At 59.4% G+C, this 18,470-nt stretch carries 22 protein-coding genes; 9 read left to right on the forward strand and 13 right to left on the reverse strand.

Annotated elements, in window-relative coordinates; all coding sequences use genetic code 11:
• Nucleotides 1-32 precede the first annotated feature (32 nt).
• Genes clpS through VNL17_07015 form a run of 3 tightly spaced genes read left to right on the forward strand, consistent with a single transcriptional unit; the run spans nucleotide 33 to nucleotide 1,055 of the window.
• Nucleotides 33-341 (forward strand): ATP-dependent Clp protease adapter ClpS, encoded by a 309-nt coding sequence (gene clpS, locus VNL17_07005; GenBank protein ID HXI83823.1) that lies wholly within the window; start codon nucleotides 33-35, stop codon nucleotides 339-341.
• Complete coding sequence (locus tag VNL17_07010; protein HXI83824.1) at nucleotides 338-856, forward strand: DUF2017 family protein; 519 nt, start codon at nucleotides 338-340, stop codon at nucleotides 854-856. Before clpS ends, VNL17_07010 begins: the two co-directional genes overlap by 4 nt.
• Nucleotides 834-1,055: a hypothetical protein gene (locus VNL17_07015; protein ID HXI83825.1), complete on the forward strand. Its 222-nt coding sequence runs from the start codon at nucleotides 834-836 to the stop codon at nucleotides 1,053-1,055. The genes VNL17_07010 and VNL17_07015 overlap by 23 nt, the downstream gene beginning before the upstream one ends.
• On the opposite strand, the gene VNL17_07020 is transcribed toward VNL17_07015, so the two are convergent.
• The 8 genes from VNL17_07020 to tmk all read right to left on the reverse strand — a co-directional run bounded on the left by VNL17_07020 (nucleotide 1,052) and on the right by tmk (nucleotide 9,211).
• On the reverse strand, nucleotides 1,052-1,960 hold the full coding sequence (locus tag VNL17_07020) for a PfkB family carbohydrate kinase (GenBank protein HXI83826.1): 909 nt from the start codon (nucleotides 1,958-1,960) through the stop codon (nucleotides 1,052-1,054). The genes VNL17_07015 and VNL17_07020 overlap by 4 nt on opposite strands.
• Nucleotides 1,957-2,640 carry a thiamine phosphate synthase gene (gene thiE, locus VNL17_07025; protein ID HXI83827.1) on the reverse strand — a complete coding sequence of 228 codons (684 nt, stop codon included), beginning with the start codon at nucleotides 2,638-2,640 and terminating at the stop codon, nucleotides 1,957-1,959. Before thiE ends, VNL17_07020 begins: the two co-directional genes overlap by 4 nt.
• Nucleotides 2,640-3,701, reverse strand: a complete 1,062-nt coding sequence (locus tag VNL17_07030; protein ID HXI83828.1) for an ATP-dependent 6-phosphofructokinase — start codon at nucleotides 3,699-3,701, stop codon at nucleotides 2,640-2,642. The genes thiE and VNL17_07030 overlap by 1 nt, the downstream gene beginning before the upstream one ends.
• A 24-nt stretch (nucleotides 3,702-3,725) precedes the next feature.
• A complete protein-coding gene (accC, locus tag VNL17_07035; GenBank protein ID HXI83829.1) occupies nucleotides 3,726-5,132 on the reverse strand; it encodes an acetyl-CoA carboxylase biotin carboxylase subunit in 1,407 nt (468 codons plus the stop codon).
• 43 nt (nucleotides 5,133-5,175) lie between these two features.
• Nucleotides 5,176-5,649: an acetyl-CoA carboxylase biotin carboxyl carrier protein gene (gene accB, locus VNL17_07040; protein ID HXI83830.1), complete on the reverse strand. Its 474-nt coding sequence runs from the start codon at nucleotides 5,647-5,649 to the stop codon at nucleotides 5,176-5,178.
• A gap of 112 nt (nucleotides 5,650-5,761) precedes the next feature.
• On the reverse strand, nucleotides 5,762-7,561 hold the full coding sequence (locus VNL17_07045) for an O-antigen ligase family protein (GenBank protein HXI83831.1): 1,800 nt from the start codon (nucleotides 7,559-7,561) through the stop codon (nucleotides 5,762-5,764).
• Nucleotides 7,562-7,584: 23 nt separating this feature from the next.
• Nucleotides 7,585-8,595, reverse strand: a complete 1,011-nt coding sequence (gene holB / locus VNL17_07050) for a DNA polymerase III subunit delta' (GenBank protein ID HXI83832.1) — start codon at nucleotides 8,593-8,595, stop codon at nucleotides 7,585-7,587.
• Nucleotides 8,585-9,211, reverse strand: a complete 627-nt coding sequence (tmk, locus tag VNL17_07055; protein HXI83833.1) for a dTMP kinase — start codon at nucleotides 9,209-9,211, stop codon at nucleotides 8,585-8,587. The genes holB and tmk overlap by 11 nt, the downstream gene beginning before the upstream one ends.
• A 132-nt stretch (nucleotides 9,212-9,343) precedes the next feature.
• Between tmk and VNL17_07060 the strand changes: the two genes are divergently transcribed.
• Nucleotides 9,344-9,823, forward strand: a complete 480-nt coding sequence (locus tag VNL17_07060; GenBank protein HXI83834.1) for a response regulator — start codon at nucleotides 9,344-9,346, stop codon at nucleotides 9,821-9,823.
• A gap of 208 nt (nucleotides 9,824-10,031) precedes the next feature.
• On the opposite strand, the gene VNL17_07065 is transcribed toward VNL17_07060, so the two are convergent.
• From VNL17_07065 to VNL17_07075, 3 genes are all read right to left on the reverse strand, one after another.
• Nucleotides 10,032-11,183: a hypothetical protein gene (locus VNL17_07065; GenBank protein ID HXI83835.1), complete on the reverse strand. Its 1,152-nt coding sequence runs from the start codon at nucleotides 11,181-11,183 to the stop codon at nucleotides 10,032-10,034.
• 90 nt (nucleotides 11,184-11,273) lie between these two features.
• Nucleotides 11,274-13,112, reverse strand: coding sequence for a HAMP domain-containing sensor histidine kinase (locus VNL17_07070; GenBank protein HXI83836.1), 1,839 nt, complete (start codon nucleotides 13,110-13,112; stop codon nucleotides 11,274-11,276).
• Nucleotides 13,109-13,789 carry a response regulator transcription factor gene (locus tag VNL17_07075; GenBank protein HXI83837.1) on the reverse strand — a complete coding sequence of 227 codons (681 nt, stop codon included), beginning with the start codon at nucleotides 13,787-13,789 and terminating at the stop codon, nucleotides 13,109-13,111. Before VNL17_07075 ends, VNL17_07070 begins: the two co-directional genes overlap by 4 nt.
• A 108-nt stretch (nucleotides 13,790-13,897) precedes the next feature.
• Here VNL17_07075 and VNL17_07080 point away from each other — a divergent pair, with 108 nt between their 5' ends.
• Nucleotides 13,898-14,458 (forward strand): macro domain-containing protein, encoded by a 561-nt coding sequence (locus tag VNL17_07080; GenBank protein ID HXI83838.1) that lies wholly within the window; start codon nucleotides 13,898-13,900, stop codon nucleotides 14,456-14,458.
• Here the strand turns inward: VNL17_07080 and VNL17_07085 are convergent.
• Nucleotides 14,425-15,237, reverse strand: a complete 813-nt coding sequence (locus VNL17_07085) for an SDR family oxidoreductase (protein ID HXI83839.1) — start codon at nucleotides 15,235-15,237, stop codon at nucleotides 14,425-14,427. The two genes, VNL17_07080 and VNL17_07085, sit on opposite strands and share 34 nt — an antisense overlap.
• Before the next feature lie 76 nt (nucleotides 15,238-15,313).
• Between VNL17_07085 and VNL17_07090 the strand changes: the two genes are divergently transcribed.
• From VNL17_07090 to VNL17_07100, 3 genes are all read left to right on the forward strand, one after another.
• Nucleotides 15,314-15,703: a response regulator gene (locus tag VNL17_07090; protein ID HXI83840.1), complete on the forward strand. Its 390-nt coding sequence runs from the start codon at nucleotides 15,314-15,316 to the stop codon at nucleotides 15,701-15,703.
• A 62-nt stretch (nucleotides 15,704-15,765) separates the two neighbouring features.
• Nucleotides 15,766-16,293, forward strand: a complete 528-nt coding sequence (locus VNL17_07095; protein HXI83841.1) for a hypothetical protein — start codon at nucleotides 15,766-15,768, stop codon at nucleotides 16,291-16,293.
• Complete coding sequence (locus tag VNL17_07100; protein ID HXI83842.1) at nucleotides 16,293-16,520, forward strand: hypothetical protein; 228 nt, start codon at nucleotides 16,293-16,295, stop codon at nucleotides 16,518-16,520. The genes VNL17_07095 and VNL17_07100 overlap by 1 nt, the downstream gene beginning before the upstream one ends.
• Nucleotides 16,521-16,552: 32 nt before the next feature.
• On the opposite strand, the gene VNL17_07105 is transcribed toward VNL17_07100, so the two are convergent.
• Nucleotides 16,553-17,503, reverse strand: coding sequence for a UDP-glucuronic acid decarboxylase family protein (locus tag VNL17_07105; protein ID HXI83843.1), 951 nt, complete (start codon nucleotides 17,501-17,503; stop codon nucleotides 16,553-16,555).
• Between the two features lie 164 nt (nucleotides 17,504-17,667).
• Between VNL17_07105 and VNL17_07110 the strand changes: the two genes are divergently transcribed.
• Nucleotides 17,668-18,372, forward strand: coding sequence for a hypothetical protein (locus tag VNL17_07110; protein ID HXI83844.1), 705 nt, complete (start codon nucleotides 17,668-17,670; stop codon nucleotides 18,370-18,372).
• The last annotated feature ends 98 nt before the right edge of the window (nucleotides 18,373-18,470 follow it).

Genomic DNA, 18,470 nt, shown 5'->3' on the forward strand with positions numbered 1-18,470 from the left:
AAGGCGGGCGGGTTTGGTATGGTACCGGGAATATGACGCCTTCGAACGCCACGGGACAGCCCGGTGTCATCCAAATTGTCGAGACCATTACCAAGTCGGAACTTTCCACGCCCTGGAACGTCGTCGTCCACAATGATCCCATCAACCTGATGACCTACGTCACCATGGTGCTGATGCGGGTCTTCGGGTACCCACGGGCCAAGGCGAAGAAAATGATGCTGGAAGTGCACAACTTGGGGCGTTCGCTGGTGTGGTCGGGCGGTCGTGAGCAAGCGGAACACTACGTCCACCAACTTCACGGGTATCAATTGCTGGCCACGATGGAGAAATCGGAAACGTGATCGACCTGCACATCGAACGGCTCGATGAAAAGCATGTCCGCATTGGTGGACTGACGACCATGCTGGCCGTGATGCTTCGCGAAATGCCTGAAATCCTGGAAATGCGCGATGGGCCGGGTGCGTCTGCCCGACTCTTCCCCAATCCCACCCTGGCCGACGCCGGGATCAACAAGGAATGGCAGCAGATGGTCAGTCCCGAATTGCGCCATCTGTTCGTCTCCGCGGCGGAAACCGTGACGCGCGACCTGACCACGCTGACGGGCAATCAGGGAGATCCCGAAGTTTACGAAGTTACGTTTCCCGTCGAGCATCTCAACGCGTGGATGAGCGCCCTTAACCAGACGCGCCTGATCCTCGCCGAAGTCCACAAGATCGACGAGGAGGATATGGAACGCCAGGATTTCGACCCGCAAGAGCCAAAGCATTTGGCCGCGCTGCGGATCCATCTACTCGGGTACCTGCTGCATCTTTTCGTGGAATTGGAGAACGGCAATGGGTCTACGGATTGTGTTTGAAGGCCAGGCCATCAAATCCGAAATGGTCGTGTTGGTGCTCGAGAAGTGGGATCTGCATCCGCAGATGGAAGAAAAGGACACCAAGCCAAACCTTGACGACCTGGCCCGTGACACACGCGTGGCCGTCCCGGAAGACGAATTCGAAAAGGCGCGTGAAATACTTTTTGGTGAAAGCGAGATCGAGCGGGCCGGGTTCTAAGCCACGTCGAAGTGGCTCATCGATTTAAACAGGCCGTAGCGCTCGTTGATTTGCGGTTCGGTGATCGACTCCAGGCGGGTGAGGCTGAAATCTTCCACGCAGTAGGAAGCGATGACACTCCCGTAGATGACCGCTTTACGGAGTGACTTGGGATCGATGTGATTCGCGCGCGCGAGGTAGCCCGTGAACGCGCCCGCGAAACAATCGCCCGCGCCGGTCGGGTCGTGTATATCTTCGAGTGGGTAGGCCGGCGCGCTGAAGAAGAAATCCTTCCCAAAGAGCAGGCAACCGTGCTCTCCTTTTTTGATGACCACGTATTTCGGGCCCATATTCAGGAGCAGGCGGCCCGCCTTGATGAGGCTGGCTTCCTTCGTGAACTCGCGCGCCTCGCTCTCATTCAGCACCAGGCAATCAATCTGGCGCAACAACTCGGTCAGTGCCTCGCGTTGCGTCTCGATCCACAAGTCCATCGTGTCGGCCACGATAAACTTCGGAGCCGCAACCTGCGCGAGCACATGCGCCTGTAGTTGCGGCGAGATATTCGCGAGAAAAACGTACGGCGTACGTTTGTAGCTTTCGGGCAGCCTGGGCTGGAACGACTCGAAGACGTTCAGGTTGACCGACAGGGTGCGCCGGTTGTTCAGGTCCCATTCATATTCGCCACTCCAGCGAAATGTTTTGCCGTCGGCTATCTGCAGGCCATCGATATCGATACCGTGTTTGCGGTAGAGGGCGAGATATTTTTCGGGGAAGTCCGTGCCGACAATTGCGACCATCTGGACGGGCCCAAAAAAACTCGCCGCTACCGAGGCGTAACTGGCCGATCCACCCAGTAGATCGCGATGTTCCTGAAGTGGCGTCTTGACGCTGTCCAGCGCTACGGAACCTGTAATAAGAAGACTCATCCTGATCTCCCTGGCGGCACCGAATTCATTCGGAGCTGCAGTTTCTCCAATCGTTTTCCAAATGCGGCAGCGGCTTCCGTTTTGTCGGAGGCTTGCAAGATCGCGGAGACGACTGCCACGCGCGTCGCACCCGCCTCCAGGACCTCGCCGATGTTGTCCAAGGTGATACCCCCGATCGCAAAGAACGGGGTTTTCACGCGCGCGGAGACTTCGCGCACCAACTCGACGCCCACGGGTTTGACGCCGGGTTTGGTGGCCGTTGGAAAAACGGGGCCAACACCGAGGTAGTCGGCGCCGTCTCGTTCGGCTGCGAGCGCTTGATCCAGCGAGTGCGTGCTGAGGCCAACGATTCGCATATTTGCCAGTCGTTCGGCCCGTTCTTCCCGTGGAATCGCAGCCCAATCCTCCTGACCGAGATGCACCCCGTCCGCACCCGCCTCAAAGGCCGCCTCGATGTCGTCGTTGATGATGACGAGTACCTTGTATTGAAACGCCGCGGAGACAACCTTCAGCGCAAGAGCGACACGATCGGCGTGCGACTTCTCCTTGGCGCGCACCTGAATGATGTCCACGCCGCCGGCGATCAGCTCGCGCGCGACGTCGCCGGGATCAAGGTCCTCGATATACGCCGTATCGATGAACCCGTACAAACGGCACGTGGCGAGACGGGTTTTTGACATCAACCAAAAAAGACCTTTGCGACATCGTAGAGTTCTTGCGGCACACAACGGTTGCGTACGCGCAGTTTCCGCTGGCCGGTTTTCTTATCGACCACCTCGGTGAGGATCGAATCGATGTCAATCCCGACAACCTCTGGACCGCGCAGGGAGACCATTTTGCCGAATTGGCCCTCCATCGCGAGATCGACCGCCTTCACGCCGTAGCGCGTGCCGAGCACGCGGTCGTAGGCGCTGGGCGTTCCGCCGCGTTGAATGTGGCCCAACACCACGCCACGGCTTTCGATGCCCGTGAGTCTCTCAATTTCGCGGCAAAGCACTTCGCCGATGCCGCCGAGACGGGCATGACCGAACGCGTCGAGTTCCTTGACCGCCGTGACCTCGGCGCCGTCGAGCTTGAAACCCTCGGCGACCGCGACGATGGAAAAATTCTTCCCGCCCGCCTGGCGCTGCTTGATGATCTTGCAAATCTCGGCCAGGGACATGGGGAATTCGGGCAACAAGATCATGTCGGCGCCGCCGGCCATGCCGGCTTCGAGCGCGATCCAGCCCGCTTGGCGTCCCATCAATTCCACCACCAGCACGCGACTGTGCGACTCGGCGGTGCTGTGGAGCCGGTCGAGCGCTTCGGCGGCAATGTTGATTGCCGTGTCAAACCCGAACGTCTGGTCGGTGCCGTCAATATCGTTGTCGATGGTCTTGGGCACGCCGATGACCGGAATGCCCCGCTTGTGCAGGCGCGAGGCGACGCTGAGGGTGTCGTCGCCACCAATGGCCACGAGCGCGGCGAGGTCCATGCTCTTGACATGTTTGGTGATCGTCTCGAGCTGCTCGTCAGTCGGGTTGGTGCGCGAGGTGCCGAGGATCGTGCCGCCGAGGTGCAGGATGCCCGACACGCGCTCGCGTGTGAGCGGGAAGTAATCGCCTTTGAGCACGCCGGCCCAGCCGTTGCGGAAGCCCAGCACCTCATAGCCTTCCACCAAGCCCTTGCGCGTCACCGCACGAATCACTGCGTTCAGTCCGGGGCAGTCGCCGCCCCCCGTCAGCATCGCGATCTTTTTCATAATATCCTGGTCAAACCCTTTCGATCATTCCGGGGTGCCCGCGCGCGCGGGTTTTGGTTCTTCCGGCTTCGGCGGCACCAACGGCTGGCTGGCCGCCAAGAGCCGTTCCACGAAACTCGTCGAGTAACGCCCCCGACGGAAATTCGGGTCCTTTAAGATCAGTTTGTGCAACGGGATTGTCGTTTTGATCCCGCGAATAATGAACTCATCCAAGGCTCGCGCCATACGATCCAGCGCCACCCGGCGGTCCCGACCGTAGCAAATCAACTTGGCTATCATCGAGTCATAATACGGCGGGATGACGTAGCCGGCGTAGACGTGCGTGTCCACGCGCACACCGTGGCCGCCCGGCACGTGGAGGAATTCGATGCGGCCGGGGCAGGGCTGGAAATTGTTAAAAGGATCCTCCGCATTGATGCGGCATTCGACAGCGTGTTTTGCAAATTGGATGTCCTTCTGGTCGTAACCCAGTTCTTCGCCGGCGGCGACGCGGATTTGTTCCTTCACGATGTCGATGCCCGTGACCTCCTCGGTGACGGGATGCTCGACCTGGATGCGCGTGTTCATCTCAATGAAGAAGAACGTGCCACTCGCATCGAGCAGAAATTCGATGGTGCCCGCGTTGATATAGCCGACAGCCTGCGCCGCCTTGATCGCCGCCTTGCCCATCCGTTTGCGAAGGTCGCTGGTGATAGCGGGTGAGGGCGATTCTTCAAGGAGTTTTTGGTGCCGCCGCTGTAAGCTGCAGTCGCGCTCGCCGAGATGGATGGTCCGTCCCTTGCGGTCGGCCAGGATCTGGAACTCGATGTGGCGCGGATTCTCGATATACTTCTCGATGTAAACGGCGGAATTGGAAAAGGCGTGTTCGGCCTCGGAACGGGCCGTATGATAGCCTTTGACAAGGGCCGGGTCGTTGTGGGCCACGCGCATGCCGCGCCCGCCGCCGCCGCCCGCCGCCTTCACGATGACCGGGTAGCCGATCCGGCGGGCAATCTTGAGAGCGTCCTGCTCATTCTCAACGGGGCCGTCGCTGCCGGGCACAACGGGGACACCAGCCTTGCGCATCGTTTCACGGGCGGCGACCTTATCGCCCATTGAACGGATCGATGGACTGGCCGGGCCGATGAACTTAATGTTGCAGTTCTCGCAAACTTCGGCAAAGTGCGCATTCTCGGACAGGAACCCGTAACCCGGGTGAATGGCCTCGACGTCGCCAACCTCCGCGGCGCTGATGATCCGGTCGATCTTGAGGTAGCTTTCCTTACTGGGTGCATTGCCGATGCAAATCGCCTCGTCCGCCAACTGCACGTGCAACGAGTCGGCGTCCGCCTTTGAGTAGACGGCGAGCGTGCGAATGCCCAGCTCTTTGCAGGCGCGGATGATGCGCACGGCGATTTCACCGCGATTGGCTATCAGGATTTTGTCGAACATGGCGACGTAAACTCGCTGGGACCGGGACAATGCGGCGGGCGCGCTATTTGACGCGCACCGCGAACAGCTTCTGACCAAATTCGACGGGTTTGGCGTTTTCGGCCACGACGCCAGTGATGACGCCCTTCACTTCGGCCTTAATCTCATTCATCACCTTCATCGCCTCAACGATGCAGACGACCGTCTCTGGGTCAACTTCCTGGCCGACCTCCACGTATGGCGGCGCGTCCGGTGATGGGGAGAGGTAAAAGGTGCCAACCATTGGCGACGTGATGTGCTCGATGTCGGCCGCGGGTGGAACTGTTGCGGGCACGGCGGGAGCGGGCGGGGCCGCTTGAACCGGAGTGGAAGCAGCCGCCGACTGGGCTGGAACGGACGGCGGGAGGGTCACCGTCTGTTGAAATTCATCGGGGCCGCGTTTGATGCGGATTTTCAACCCGTCCTGTTCCATTGAGAACTCGGAAAGGTCATTGTCCTTCATCATGGCGACTATCGCCTTTATTTGTTCCAGTTCCATGGTTCCATCCTCTTTCAGACCGAAAAGGGGCGACGTTTTATCCACTCGCTATCTATTTGTCAAACCAGCGCCTCGGCACAACGCCCAGCTTGCCATCACCAAGGTACGTCTATTACTTGGAGGATCCTGCTTCCTTGGCGGGTTCGGACTCTAGCAAAGCGGGACGGGATTGTCTAACGCTTTCCTCGACGGTCGCAAGTGCCCGACTATAGCGTGCATTCGTCGGGTTCAGTTCGACCGCCTTGCGAAGAAGCTGAAGCACTTCCGCATCAATCCCATGCGTCGCCCTTTTTGCCTCTGCGAGCCGCCACCAACCGGATGCCCGATACGGGTCGTCCTCAATGGCATCGCGGTAGGCGATGATGGCTTCGTCAGGTTTGCCAGCCAGAAACGCCAGGTCACCGACACCGGATTCAAAATGTGAATTCCAAGGCACCAGGTCTGCCGCACGCTTGGCTGCCTTGAGGGCTTGCAGCGGATTGGTAGCCGCTAATTCTTGGGCTCGTGCGCGCAAAAAATCCGCAGTTAGGGCCCGACCCTCCGTCCACAACACCGCAACCAGCACAGCAGTGCAGATCGCGCCGACGAACCAGTTTTCCCGCCGTCGCGGGGTGACCGAGTCGGTTCTTGGCAACTCCTTTAGACCTTGCACGGTACCGAGGAGTATAAAGGCGGGAAGCGCCACGCCGGGCGCGTACAGGTCAAAGTCCACCAACCCGTGTACGGACCAGCCCGTTAGGGCCCCACAGACCGCCATCGCCGCGGCGTCGCCGATTCGCTGCCGTGCCAGCCGGTACGAGTCCCGCACTGCGATAATCCACAACAAAGCAAAAGCGACAAACGCCAACACGCCCGAGTCCGACCACATCTGCAGGAAGCTATTGTGGACGGCCTGCGCATCCTCTGTCAGCGCGATTTTGTACTTCGGGTAAATTGATCCAAATGTGCCGGGACCGGTCCCCACCCATGGGTGGTCCCTGGCAATCGCAACCGCGCCCCGCCAATAATCCATCCGCGATTCCAAACTCGTGGTGCCGAAATGGAGAAACCCAGCGTGCTGCCCGAGCAGGAAGACAGCCGCCAGTGCCACGATGAGGCCAATGAGTACGCCTGCCGTCCGTTGTCCTCCTCCTGGAGACCAGCATAAGAAAACCGCCAGAGCCGTTGCGCCAAACGCCATGAATCCGCCCCGCGATCCCGTCAGCACGAGGCAAAACAGCATGACCCCAGCGGCGAATGTCAGTGCGATCCATTTTACCCGCGCATCCCAGCCTCGGGCCCGCACCCAAATCCACACCAGCGTTGGCGCGAAGGCCACAACGAGGAATCCGGCCAGTGCGTTCGGGTACACGAGCGATCCGAAGACGCGGTTGCTGGTCATGCGCAACAGGAAATCCCTGGGCACATGCGCCGGATCGATGTACAGCGCCGCGTACGCGCGCGATTCCGCCAGGCCGCCAAAATGCTGGCGCATCGCCAACAGGCACACGAACAACGTCGCCAGTGTCAATCCTCCGAAAATCTGTGCGGTCGCGGCGCCATCACGCACGTACCACGCACCGACATAAAACAGGAGAACCCCGGCCGCAAACAACAGCAGGGTGTCAATCGTCACTTGGGGGCAGATGGTTTCCGGCACCGCGAGCGCCTGCGTCAGCAGAAAGAACAATGGGAGGGTGAACAGCAAATCCACGTGCGCCAGCGTGCGACCGCGGTCGAGCACGAGCCAGATGAAGCTCGCGAAGATGAAGAGGATGATCAATTCATTCGGCCAGGGAAGGTACCGCCACTCAAAGCTGTCCTGCGGAAATGCGGCCGACGCCTGGATGATCACGGGCGTGCCAAATTTCAGCGGCGCCAGAAACGCCACTGTCGCCAGTCCAAACACAAACCAGTTCTTGAGCCGTTTCATTCCGTTGATCCCGACTTTGCGCTCTACTGCGCCAACTTCAGCAGGCCCACCTCGAACGCGAGGGTCTCAGAGATATTGCGGGAAAGCGAGTCACGGATTTGCTCGATGGCCTCGAGGTCCTGGCACGCTTGCGGGTAGGTCAACCCCGTCGCCACGCGTCGGACCGCAGGTGCTTGGTCTGGATGCGCAAGGAGTTTGTCGTCCGCGCTCTCGACGCACAGCAGCAGATGGCCAAACCAACTGTACATCTCCTCCAGTAACCGCTCCCGGGCGGCCCGGTATTCGCCCTCGACGCGCGCCTCCAATTGTTCGTCCAGGCGCTCACGCACTTTTGGCTCCAATTCCTCATACCGGTCCAGGTTCATCTCAGCCTCGACCCGGGCGCGCGTTTCTTTGCGGATTTCCTGCAGCAGTGCGGTTAGCTCCGCCAGCAATTGATAAGTGTTGGCGACCCTTTGCTCGCCGGTCGTTGAAAACTTGGCCAGGAGCGGCAGGAGTTGCGTACGGTAAGGCGATGTGGCGCGTTCGGTCGTCGGGCCGAACGAAATTCTCAGGCAACGCGACAGGATCGTGGGCAACAGGCGTTGCGGATCGGCGGTAAGCAGTACGATCACGGTCTGCGCGGGTGGTTCTTCAAGGGTTTTCAGGAACGCGTTGCCCGCTTCCTCGCCCAGGCAATCGGCGTCCACGATAATCCCGACCTTTACTCCGCCCATCGAAGAACGCAGATTCACGGCTTTCATGAACTCGCGCATCTGTTCGACCTGGATCCGGCGGCCCTTCGACTCGGGCCGCACCCAATACACATCGGGATGCGCGCCTTCGTCGATGCGTCGGCACGAATCACAGTGGTCACAGCTATCGTGGTCTTTTTCCGTGCAGTTCAGCGCCTTCGCCAGCGTCCGCGCCATGGCTTCCTTGCCGCTGCCGCGCGGCCCGGTGAACAAGTAAGCGTGCGCGAGACGTCCGCGCTGCAGGCTGCGGTGCAGTTGCTCGGCCACGGCCTTTTGTTCATGGAGATCGCTAAAGGACACTCTTCACCAAATCCCAAATTTGTTTCTCGATTACTTCGATGGATCGGCCGCCATCAATCACCTTGACGCGGTGGGCGTCGCGTTTGGCGAGTTCGAGGTAGCCCTGCCGGACACGATCGTAGAATTCCAACGACTGGTTCTCCATGCGGTCGAACAACTCGCGGCCGCGGGCCCGTTCCAAACCAATGCGCGGGTCGAGGTCGATCACGAGCGTGAGGTCGGGCAGATTCGCACCGATTGCAAACTTGTTGATTGCAGAAACGGCTGACGGCGCGATCTTCCTCCCGACGCCCTGATAGACAGTCGTCGAGTCGAAAAAACGGTCGCAGATAACGACGCGGCCGTCATTCAAGGCGGGTTCGATGACCTCGCGAACGAGCTGCGCACGGCTGGCGCAAAAGAGCATCAGTTCGGTCTCAGGAACCATGGCGGCAGACTGCTTGCTGTATTGAAGAATATGGCGAATTTGCTCGCCCACATCCGTTCCACCCGGCTCGCGGGTGACCAGGACCTGACAACCGTCTTGCCGCAGCCGAGTCACCAAACGGTCGATGTGCGTGGATTTTCCGCAGCCTTCGCCCCCCTCAAAAGTGATGAATGTACCTTTTTTGGCCATTTCTGTATGAATTTCTCGGGATGATAGTGTTCGGTGCTGCGGCGGTCAAGATTTGGCACCAACCCTGCTTATTTTGACGGTGCGATTGCCTATAATTGGCAAGGGGACAAATTAGAGAGGAAGGGTTTTAGAATGCCGCTAACAGTCAACGAAACGGGACAGGTGGAAACGACCAAAGTCAACGGTAGCAACACGGCCCAGGCGCTCGCGGCGGACGGTACACGTCTCCGCGTGCTGGCGATCGACGACAATGAGGAGTTCCGCACCCTTATCGCGGAATTGCTGGAGCCCTTCGGTTTCGAGGTGCATGCGGTCGGCAATCCCGTCAAGGCCCTCGAAAGCTTCACCCAGGAGAAGGACAAATTTCATCTGGTGTTGCTGGACTACTACATGCCGCAGCTTGACGGCGCCAAGACTTTCGAGTGGCTGAAGAAGCTCAACCCGGACGTGAAGGTCATCATCGTCTCGGGTGCCGAGGAACTGCGGTTGCGCCAGATTCTAGCCCAGCATCAGATCGACGGCTACATCCGCAAACCGTTCCGCATCCAGGAAGCCCTGCATATCATCCGCCACGTGATGAGCAAGCCAGCGGGAAAGCCCGGCGTCAACTAACCCGTCCACTCGCACATTTCCGAGGGGCAGACCATGCGTCTGCCCCTTTCGTTTTCGATCGCGAACGTGTGTTGATCGCCTCGAGGCCAACGTTCATCAACCTCGGCCCCCATGCTCCTCCCGTTATGAACTAATGGGAGTGACACCATGAGCATTGTTTTTGTTCCGTTTTGGCGTGTGGGCACACATTCCTAAACGACCCACGGTGTCACCCCCAAATTTCTTCGGCCAGGCCCGCATGCGCGGTATCGTTGTCTCCACGCAGCAACCGTTTTAAGACCGGCTCGGCAAAACGCCCGGACTGTCGCAACGCTGTCCGCGCAGCGGCACGCACCTGCGGCGACGGATCATCCAATCGCTTCAACTCGTCACGCATCGCGTTCTCCCTTTCGGGTGTGATGATTTCAATTCGACCAACCAGCACCCGTACGAGCTGTGTCGGCTGCGGGCTAATCGTGATCGGCAGTACGCTGTCGGTCACGTAGCGCGGTAGGATGTAAAATACGCGCAGTCCGTCCTCGAACCACGAATCGCGCCACGTCTCGATCATCGCTTTCGCCTCCTTCTCGTACAGGCCCTGGGAAACGAGCGTTTGCTGCATCATAGTCAGCAGCGCCGGGAGCGAATCGCCCAACGCCGGACGCTCGATGGTCGCCGTATTCGCCTTCACGGCAAGAACACGGAATCCGACGTTGCCGCCGTGATTCTCAAACACGACCACCTGCGCAATCCCGCCAAGGCCGGCGAGCTGGAGGCGGTTGCCGTCCAGCTTCACCGACACTGGCGGTTCGAATCCGCCCACGCCACGATAAAACAAAAACTTCTCGAACTCCGCCGGGCGTCCGTTCGTGTTGCAGACGCGCACCTCCGCGGCATCGGTCTCACGGGCTGCGTAATAGCGATTGGAACCCGTTTCCACCGGAAGATCCGCATTCGCGTGAGGCAGGACGGTGATGCGGCCCCAATCGATGCCCGAACCAACTATGCGCACGTTCGGATACCATTCCGTGATGGTGCCTTTCGGGAAATCGACCCGCACCGTCACGTCCGTGTCGCGGTCTGTGTAGAAGTAGAGCACGGGCGTCTCCATGCGGATTTTTCCGGTCAAATCGCATTTCACGCAGTCGTGGCGAAGCCCGCCAGCGTTGGCGGCGGCCACATTGTGAATGAAATGCGGCAGATCATTCGTAGCTGCAAGCGGCCTCCAATCAAGCGCCATCCCATCTTCGCCGGCAATCGAGGTGAACGTGCCCCACTCGTGCACGGTCAGTCCCGTTTCGCCCGTGTTTTGGATCGCGAAGCCAAAGGCAGCCAACCCGGATACCAAAGCCATTGCCAATAGCATGGCACGGAGCTTCATGCCGGCCTCCGATTGGCCTTTTTGTCCATGAGACAAGTGTAAGGCAGGTCGGCAATTTGTTAAGTAAAAGGCGTGTAAAACTCTGCCGCGCTATTGCGGGAGGAAAACCGCGAAAACACTGCCTCCGTCAGGCCCAGTTTCGTAGCTAACCGCACCCCCGTGGGCCTCCGCCAGGGCTTTCACCAGCGCCAGGCCAAGGCCGAGTCCCGCCGGCGCGTCGTCGCGACCACCGCGCGCAAAGGGACGAAAGAGCCGTCGCAGCATGTCCGCCGGAATGCCGGGACCATGGTCGCAAACAGAAACAATGGCTCCCGGCCCGGCGAATCGCTTGTCTTTGCACCCTTCGTGTCGGCGGTCCAGCGTAACTTTAATACTCCGGTCCTCGGCTGAACGGCTGTATTTTTCAGCGTTATCAATAAGGTTCTGGAGAATCTCCGCAAGAGCGTCACGGTCGAATCTTACCCCGGGTAGATCATTGGCAACCGAGAATTCGATACCAACGCCGCCGGCCTCCAGCGCGGGGCGCTGGCGTTCAACACAGTCCCGCACGAAAGCCGCGAGGTCGCCGGACTGGGGACGCACCTGCAGCGCGCCGCGCTCAAGACGGGTAAAGCCAAGCACGTTGGAAACGACACGGCCCAGCCGCGCGGCTTCTTCGGCCGCACGGTGGGCGTAGTCTTTCGCACGCAACGGGTCGCCCAATCCCTCGGCCAACATCTCACTGTACATGCGAAGCCCGGCGAGCGGTGTGCGGAGTTCGTGCGCGGCGGACGCCGCGAACTGCGAACGCTGGCGGGCAAGCCGTTCCGTATGCCACACCAGCACCACCACACACAGGCCCGCAACACTTGCGGCCCCGACGCCGGCGAAGAAAGACTCCAGAAAGTTGGTCTCCGAATGATGCACCCGCAGAAGGGCGGCATCGAATTCCTTCGCCGCGCTGACGACGATGTACCAGCCGGCGTTCCCAAGATGGGCGGCCGCCACGTAGGCTCCCGAGCTCACATTGGGGGAGAAACGGGCCGGCAGCGCGGCGTTCTTGAGAGATTCGGCAACAGCTTCATTGGAAATGACAAAACCCTGTACGAGGATGCCTTCGGGTGTGGTGACGTCGCGCAAAGCAACGAGGCTTTGGCCATTGGAGGTTTGCATCGAGCACCACCGGAACCCGCCGATGGCGATAGTGACCTTCTTCGGTTTTTCATCCTTTTGTGGCACCGCTCTCTGGGGAAGGTTGCCACCGTATTTAAGGTCCGAATAGATTTGGGCGGCTTGCGCGTTTTGCTCATACGCGTCGGATTCCATCACTTCGTAACGCGGCTGTGACACCGTTGACTGGGCGAATGATGAGGCCGAAGGCTGTGGCACGGATTGCTGCGAGGAAACTGCCAGAGTCAACGGAGGGGCCGGCACGGACTTCGTCGGGGATTGTTGCGCTTGTTGGAGGGACGCCACGCAGGCGGAAGCGCCCGCGACCGACTGCAACTCTTTTTGAATGCCATGTTCCCCAGCGGCCCGCAGTCGATCTGCAGCGTTCAAGTCGCCTTCGGGTAACGTGGGAAGCGTGACCCGTCCGGTGGGGTCGATTTGGAAATAAGCGCGGATAAACGGGTCGGTCGGTCCTTGCGCCAACGGTGAGGGGACGATGGACGCGCCTTCGGACACGCCTTTCGGATCGTGATAGAGGGACTGGTAGTGGTAAAAAGGGCGATTCGATTCCGCTTCCAGCAGCGCGTCGAGACGCTCTTGCAGACGACCCGCGAGTTGGGCGGCGGTGTCTTTCGCAAGTCGATGCGGGCCGGCCTCGATCTGCGCCGCATTGCGTTGCACCTCACGCATACCGAGGACGTACCAGGCACCACACGGCACAACGAGTGCCGCTATCGTCAACACCAGCGCCAGGGTCGTGCGGCTGTGCAAGAAACTCATCGTCGGCCCCACGCATAACCAATTCCTTTGACGGAAGAAACGATCTTCGGGTCGGAATGGTCGCGCTCAATTTTGTGGCGGAGGTTGGCAATGGTCACGTCAACGGTGCGCGTTTCCATTTTCGCGTCCGCGCCCCAGACCTGTTCGAGCAATTCGCTGCGCGAAATCGCCCGCGCCTTGTGGCGATGCAGCCAGCGCAAAATGCCAACCTCGCGCGCGGTGAGCGAAATAATCCTGCCATCGCGACGAGCTTCGCAATGCCCAAGATCAATGCGGCAGCCGTCGATCGCAATGATTTCTGGTTCCGCGGGCGCGGATTTCGCACGGCGTCCGAGCGCGGCAATGCGGGCGAGAAGTTCGCGCGCGCCAAATGGCTTGGTCACGTAATCATCCGCGCCGGTTTTTAGGCCGCGTACTTTGTCCTCCTCGGCGCCCTTGGCCGTTAGCATGAGAATCGGCAGGTCGGGGCGGGCTTTGCGGAGCCGGTGGCAGACCTCGATGCCGTCAAGCTTGGGCAACATGACGTCGAGCAGGACAAGGTCGAGTTCGGGATCCATGCCGCGCTTGGTCGCCGCCAGGCCATCGGACACCATATCAACTGTGTGGCCCGCCCCCTTGAGCAGGTCGACCAGCCCGTCCCGTAACAGCAAGTCATCTTCCACGACGAGTATTTTCATGGCGTTCCCAACGGGAGTGTAATCCGTCGCGCCGACAGGGCAAAGTAAAACGTGTGTAAAAACCGGCTAAATGCGGCGGCTGTCGGTAGAACGGAGCCGGATGATTTTATGGTAAAGTTGCATCTGGTGATGAAAACCATTGGCAAGGCGACGCTGGAACTGGCGCAGGGGGATATTACCGCGTTGAACGTAGATGCGATTGTGAACGCCGCGAACAAATATTTGGCACACGGCGGCGGCGTGGCATCGGCCATCGTGTGTAAGGGCGGGTTATCAATCCAGGCCGAGTCAGCCGCGCTGGTGGCCAGGCACGGGCCGTTGGCAACGGGCGAGGCGGTGATTACGACTGGCGGGAAATTGCCGGCAAAGTTCGTTATTCACACTGTCGGACCGGTTTGGAGCGAGCATGGCCCGGCAGAAGCCGACAATTTATTGCGCAAGGCGGTGCGGAGCAGTTTGGTACTCGCCGAAGAGAACAAAGTGAAATCAATCGCTTTCCCGGCGATCAGCACGGGTATCTACGGGTTCCCCATCGAACGCGCCGCGCCGCTGATGTTGCGGGAAGCGGCGGATTACCTGGGCGGGCAAACCAAACTCGAACGCGTGTTGTTCTGTCTCTACGACGACGCGAGCTATCAGGTTTTTGATTCCGCTTTCGCGGCCCTCTGACCTGTTTGGCGGATGATAAAGTCGAGGAGGCGCGGGGAGAACCGCTTCAACCAGATGGCAACGCGTGAGGACAGCGTCAACACCACCTGGCGTTTGTGCCGCGCGCAACCGCGCAGGATCGCGCGGGCGACTTTGGCGGGGTGCTGGCCCGGGAATGGGCTTATGCGGGCCGCGTTGCCGTAGCGGTACATGTTTTCGAAAAACGGCGTCTCTGTGTAGGCTGGCAAAACGGAGATGACTTCGATTCCCGTGCCGTGCAACTCCATGCGCAACGCGTCGCTCACCGCCAACAGGGCAAATTTGCTCGCGCAATAAATGCCGTTACGCGGTGCCACCACGAGACTCAGGATGCTGCCCACATTGACGATTTGGCCAGATCCCCGTTGCCGCATGTGTGGGAGGACAGTCTGGATGCAGCGAAGCGGACCGTAAAAATTCACTTCCATCAGGCAACGCGTGTCGTCCAGCGGTGATTCGGCGACAGGGGCGCGCATGCCGATCCCGGCATTGTTGACCAAAATGTCCACGCGGCCGAATTCCGCGATGGTGGTGGCAACAAGCCGCTGTACGTCCTCGTCCTTCGTCACGTCGGCGGGAACGACTCGCAGGCGATCGCGCAAATCGGGATGCGCGTCCACGACCTCTTGCAATCTTGTCTGGGTGCGCGCGGCGAGGACAACGCGGGCACCGGCCCTGGCAAAGCGGAGGGCGGTTTCCAAACCGATGCCACTGGAGGCACCAGTGACGATGACGATTTTGTCATGAAAATGCGCGCTCATTCCTGAATCGATTTCGCTTTCCGGCAGAGTCGGGCCATGTTACATGGGCGGTGCCCGGATTGGCAATGCTGGTGCTATGGATTTACATCCACACAGCCTTTCGAAGTTGATATTGGCCATTGATGATGAACCGGAAATCCTCGAGATCATCAAACAGTGTCTCGAGATGGAGGGATTTCAGGTCCTTACTGCGCTGGGGCCGAAGGAAGGGCTCAAGCTTTACGAAACACGCGGGACGGAGGTCGGCGTGGTCTTGTTGGACTATCTCATGCCGGATATGACGGGCGACCTGGTTTTCGAATGTCTCCGGCAGAAAAATCCCGACGCGCGGGTCATTTTGCTGACCGGCTGTGAGGATTCCGTGGCCCGCAAAATGTTCGAGGCGGGACTACGCGGCTTCATCCAGAAACCGTTTTATATCGATGACCTCGTGAACCGCGTCCGCGAGGAACTCAGCCAGGATTGACCGCGGAGGTCCTGGAGCGCAAATCCATTGGAAAGACCGTGGGAATGCGATTAGAGTAAGCCATGAGCAAGGCACAGCATTCAGAGGATCTCGTGCTCGTGCACCACGCGCGCGACGAATGGGACGGCAACATCATCGTCGGCTACCTGCGCGACAATGGCGTAGAAGCAACATTGCAGAACCCGCCTTCCATGCCGCCGTTGGATGCCATGGAGAGCCTCAGCGGCAGCGACAAGGTCAACGGTATCTTTGTGCTCGACCACGAAGCCAGTCATGCGCGCGAGCTGGTGGAGGAATTCGTGAACACAGTGACCGATGAGCAGGTGCTGGAGGAGGCTGCCGCGCAGAAGCTGAAGCTGGACAAGGAAACCGTCACGCAATTACGCGGCGCGTTAATGGAGGAGCGGCAGACGTTTGAGTTCCTCGGCTGGATTGGCGCGGCGTTCCTTGGTGCGGTCGCGTTGCTGTGGGCGATCTGGCCGGCCTGGCTGAAAATCGGGCCGCCCTCGCCGGAATTCCGTTGGGTTGTGGTGATTCTACTCTTGTTAGCGGCAGTGTTCGTCGGAAGTTTGACCAGTCGGCGGCCTTAATGAAACTGACCCCCAACATTGACGACCTCGGGCGGAAATCGCGGTTGATTGGCGGCATCATCGCGAGCCTGTGCGCCATCGGTTTGATCATTGGGTGGGCCTATACGGGTTCGCGAACCACGCTTGTTGTCGGAATTCTTCTAGGCATCACCGGCCCGTTTATGATTTTCGAGGCCGCGCACGGCTGGTGCGTGCTTCGCGCCATGGGCATGAAGACGCCGATGTGAGTTGGCAATCCTCGGCGTGTCCGATCATCGGCTCACACCTTGTTGCGGAAATATTCGATGGCCTGACGGAGGCCGGCTTCCAGGTCAATCTTCGGTTCCCAGCCGAGCAATTCTTTGGCGCGGGCGATGTTGGGGCGGCGTTGTTTGGGGTCGTCGATGGGGAGGGGTTCGTGGATGATCTTACTCTTGCTGCCCGTGAGTTTGATGATGAGCTTCGCGAAGTCGAGGATGGTGAACTCGGTCGGGTTGCCGATATTGACCGGTTCGTGGAAGTCGCAGCGCGAGAGACGGTAGATGCCGTCGATGAGGTCGCTGCAGTAGCAGAAGCTGCGGGTCTGTTGGCCTTCGCCGAAGACCGTGAGCGGTTCACCACGCAGGGCCTGGCCGACGAAGGCGGGGACGACGCGACCATCCTTGAGGCGCATACGTGGTCCGTAGGTATTGAAGATGCGAACGATGTGGGTATCGACCTTGTGATAGCGGTAATAGGCCATCGTCATGGCTTCGCTGAAGCGCTTGGCTTCGTCGTAAACGCTGCGCGGGCCGATGGGATTGACGTTGCCCCAGTAGGACTCGGACTGCGGGTGCTCCAACGGGTCGCCGTAGCATTCGGACGTGGAAGCCATGAGGAACTTCGCGCCTTTGGCCCTGGCGAGGCCGAGCGCGTTGTGCGTACCGAGCGAACCTACCGTGAGCGTTTGGATCGGAAGCTGGAGATAATCGATCGGGCTGGCCGGCGAGGCGAGGTGGAAAATGTTGTCCACCGCACCGGGAACATCGATGAATTGAGTTACATCGTGACGAATGAATTGGAACTTCGGATTGCCGGCGAGATGGGCGATATTGTCCGTGTTGCCCGTGATGAGGTTGTCGATGGCGATGACGCGATGGCCTTCGGCAAGGAGGCGGTCAGAAAGATGCGAGCCGAGGAAGCCGGCACCGCCGGTGACAACGGACACAGGAACAGATGAAGGGGATGTCATAGCTGCAGTGTGATTCGCAGAATTCATGCTGCTGGGCAACAAAAAAGCGCGAACATCCGGTTAACAAGGGAGATCGTTGCTCACGTCGACAAAATTGGCGGAGAGAGTAATATCCCGGTAATGCTGCTTCTGTTAAAAGGTAGCAACCAGAAGGAGAAAAGAAAATGCACAAAAGATTGATTTGCGCGATCGTGGGAATCGGGCTCTTGTGGTCGGCGATGGCCAATGCCGGTGAACCAGGGGCACAATGGCGGGACTCATTCGGCGTCAACGAGAAGAACCTCTCCCCGACGGGCCGAAACACCTACTTCATTCTCGAACCGGGTTATCAACTCGTATTCGAAGGAAAAGAAGATGGCGCGCCGGTGCAGCTGATCATCACCGTGCTCAATGAGACGAAACGGGTCGATGGCGTGGAGACGCGGGTCGTGGAGGAACGCGAAACGCTCAACGGAAAGGTCGCGGAAGTTTCGCGGAACTATTTTGCTTTTGATCCGACCACGCACTCTGTCTATTACTTTGGAGAAGACGTGGACATCTACAAGGACGGCAAGGTTGCCAATCACGATGGCGGTTGGCACTCGGGGGTGAGGGGCGCGAAATACGGGCTGGCGATGTCGGACGCTCCGCGGGCGGGTGAACGGTATTTTCAGGAAATCGCGCCGGGGATCGCGATGGATCGGGCGGAAACCGTCAGCACAAATGAAAGCGTCCGAACACCCGCCGGGGTTTTCGTCCATTGCGTGAAAACCGAGGAGACAACGCCGCTGGAACCACAGTCCAAAGAATACAAATACTACGCGCCCGAAGTTGGCCTGATCCAGGATGGCAGTTTAAAGCTGGTCAGGCATGGCCAAATGAAAGACTAGCTCCTCGTGGGGGCCGGCATTTTCTTGCGTGTGAGGATGGGTGCAGCAGCAGCGCCCCCCGCGTCAATCAAATGCAGGATGAAGAGATGCGATCTCTG

It is taken from the genome of Verrucomicrobiia bacterium, assembly GCA_035577545.1.
Classification (GTDB): Bacteria; Verrucomicrobiota; Verrucomicrobiia; order Palsa-1439; family Palsa-1439; genus Palsa-1439.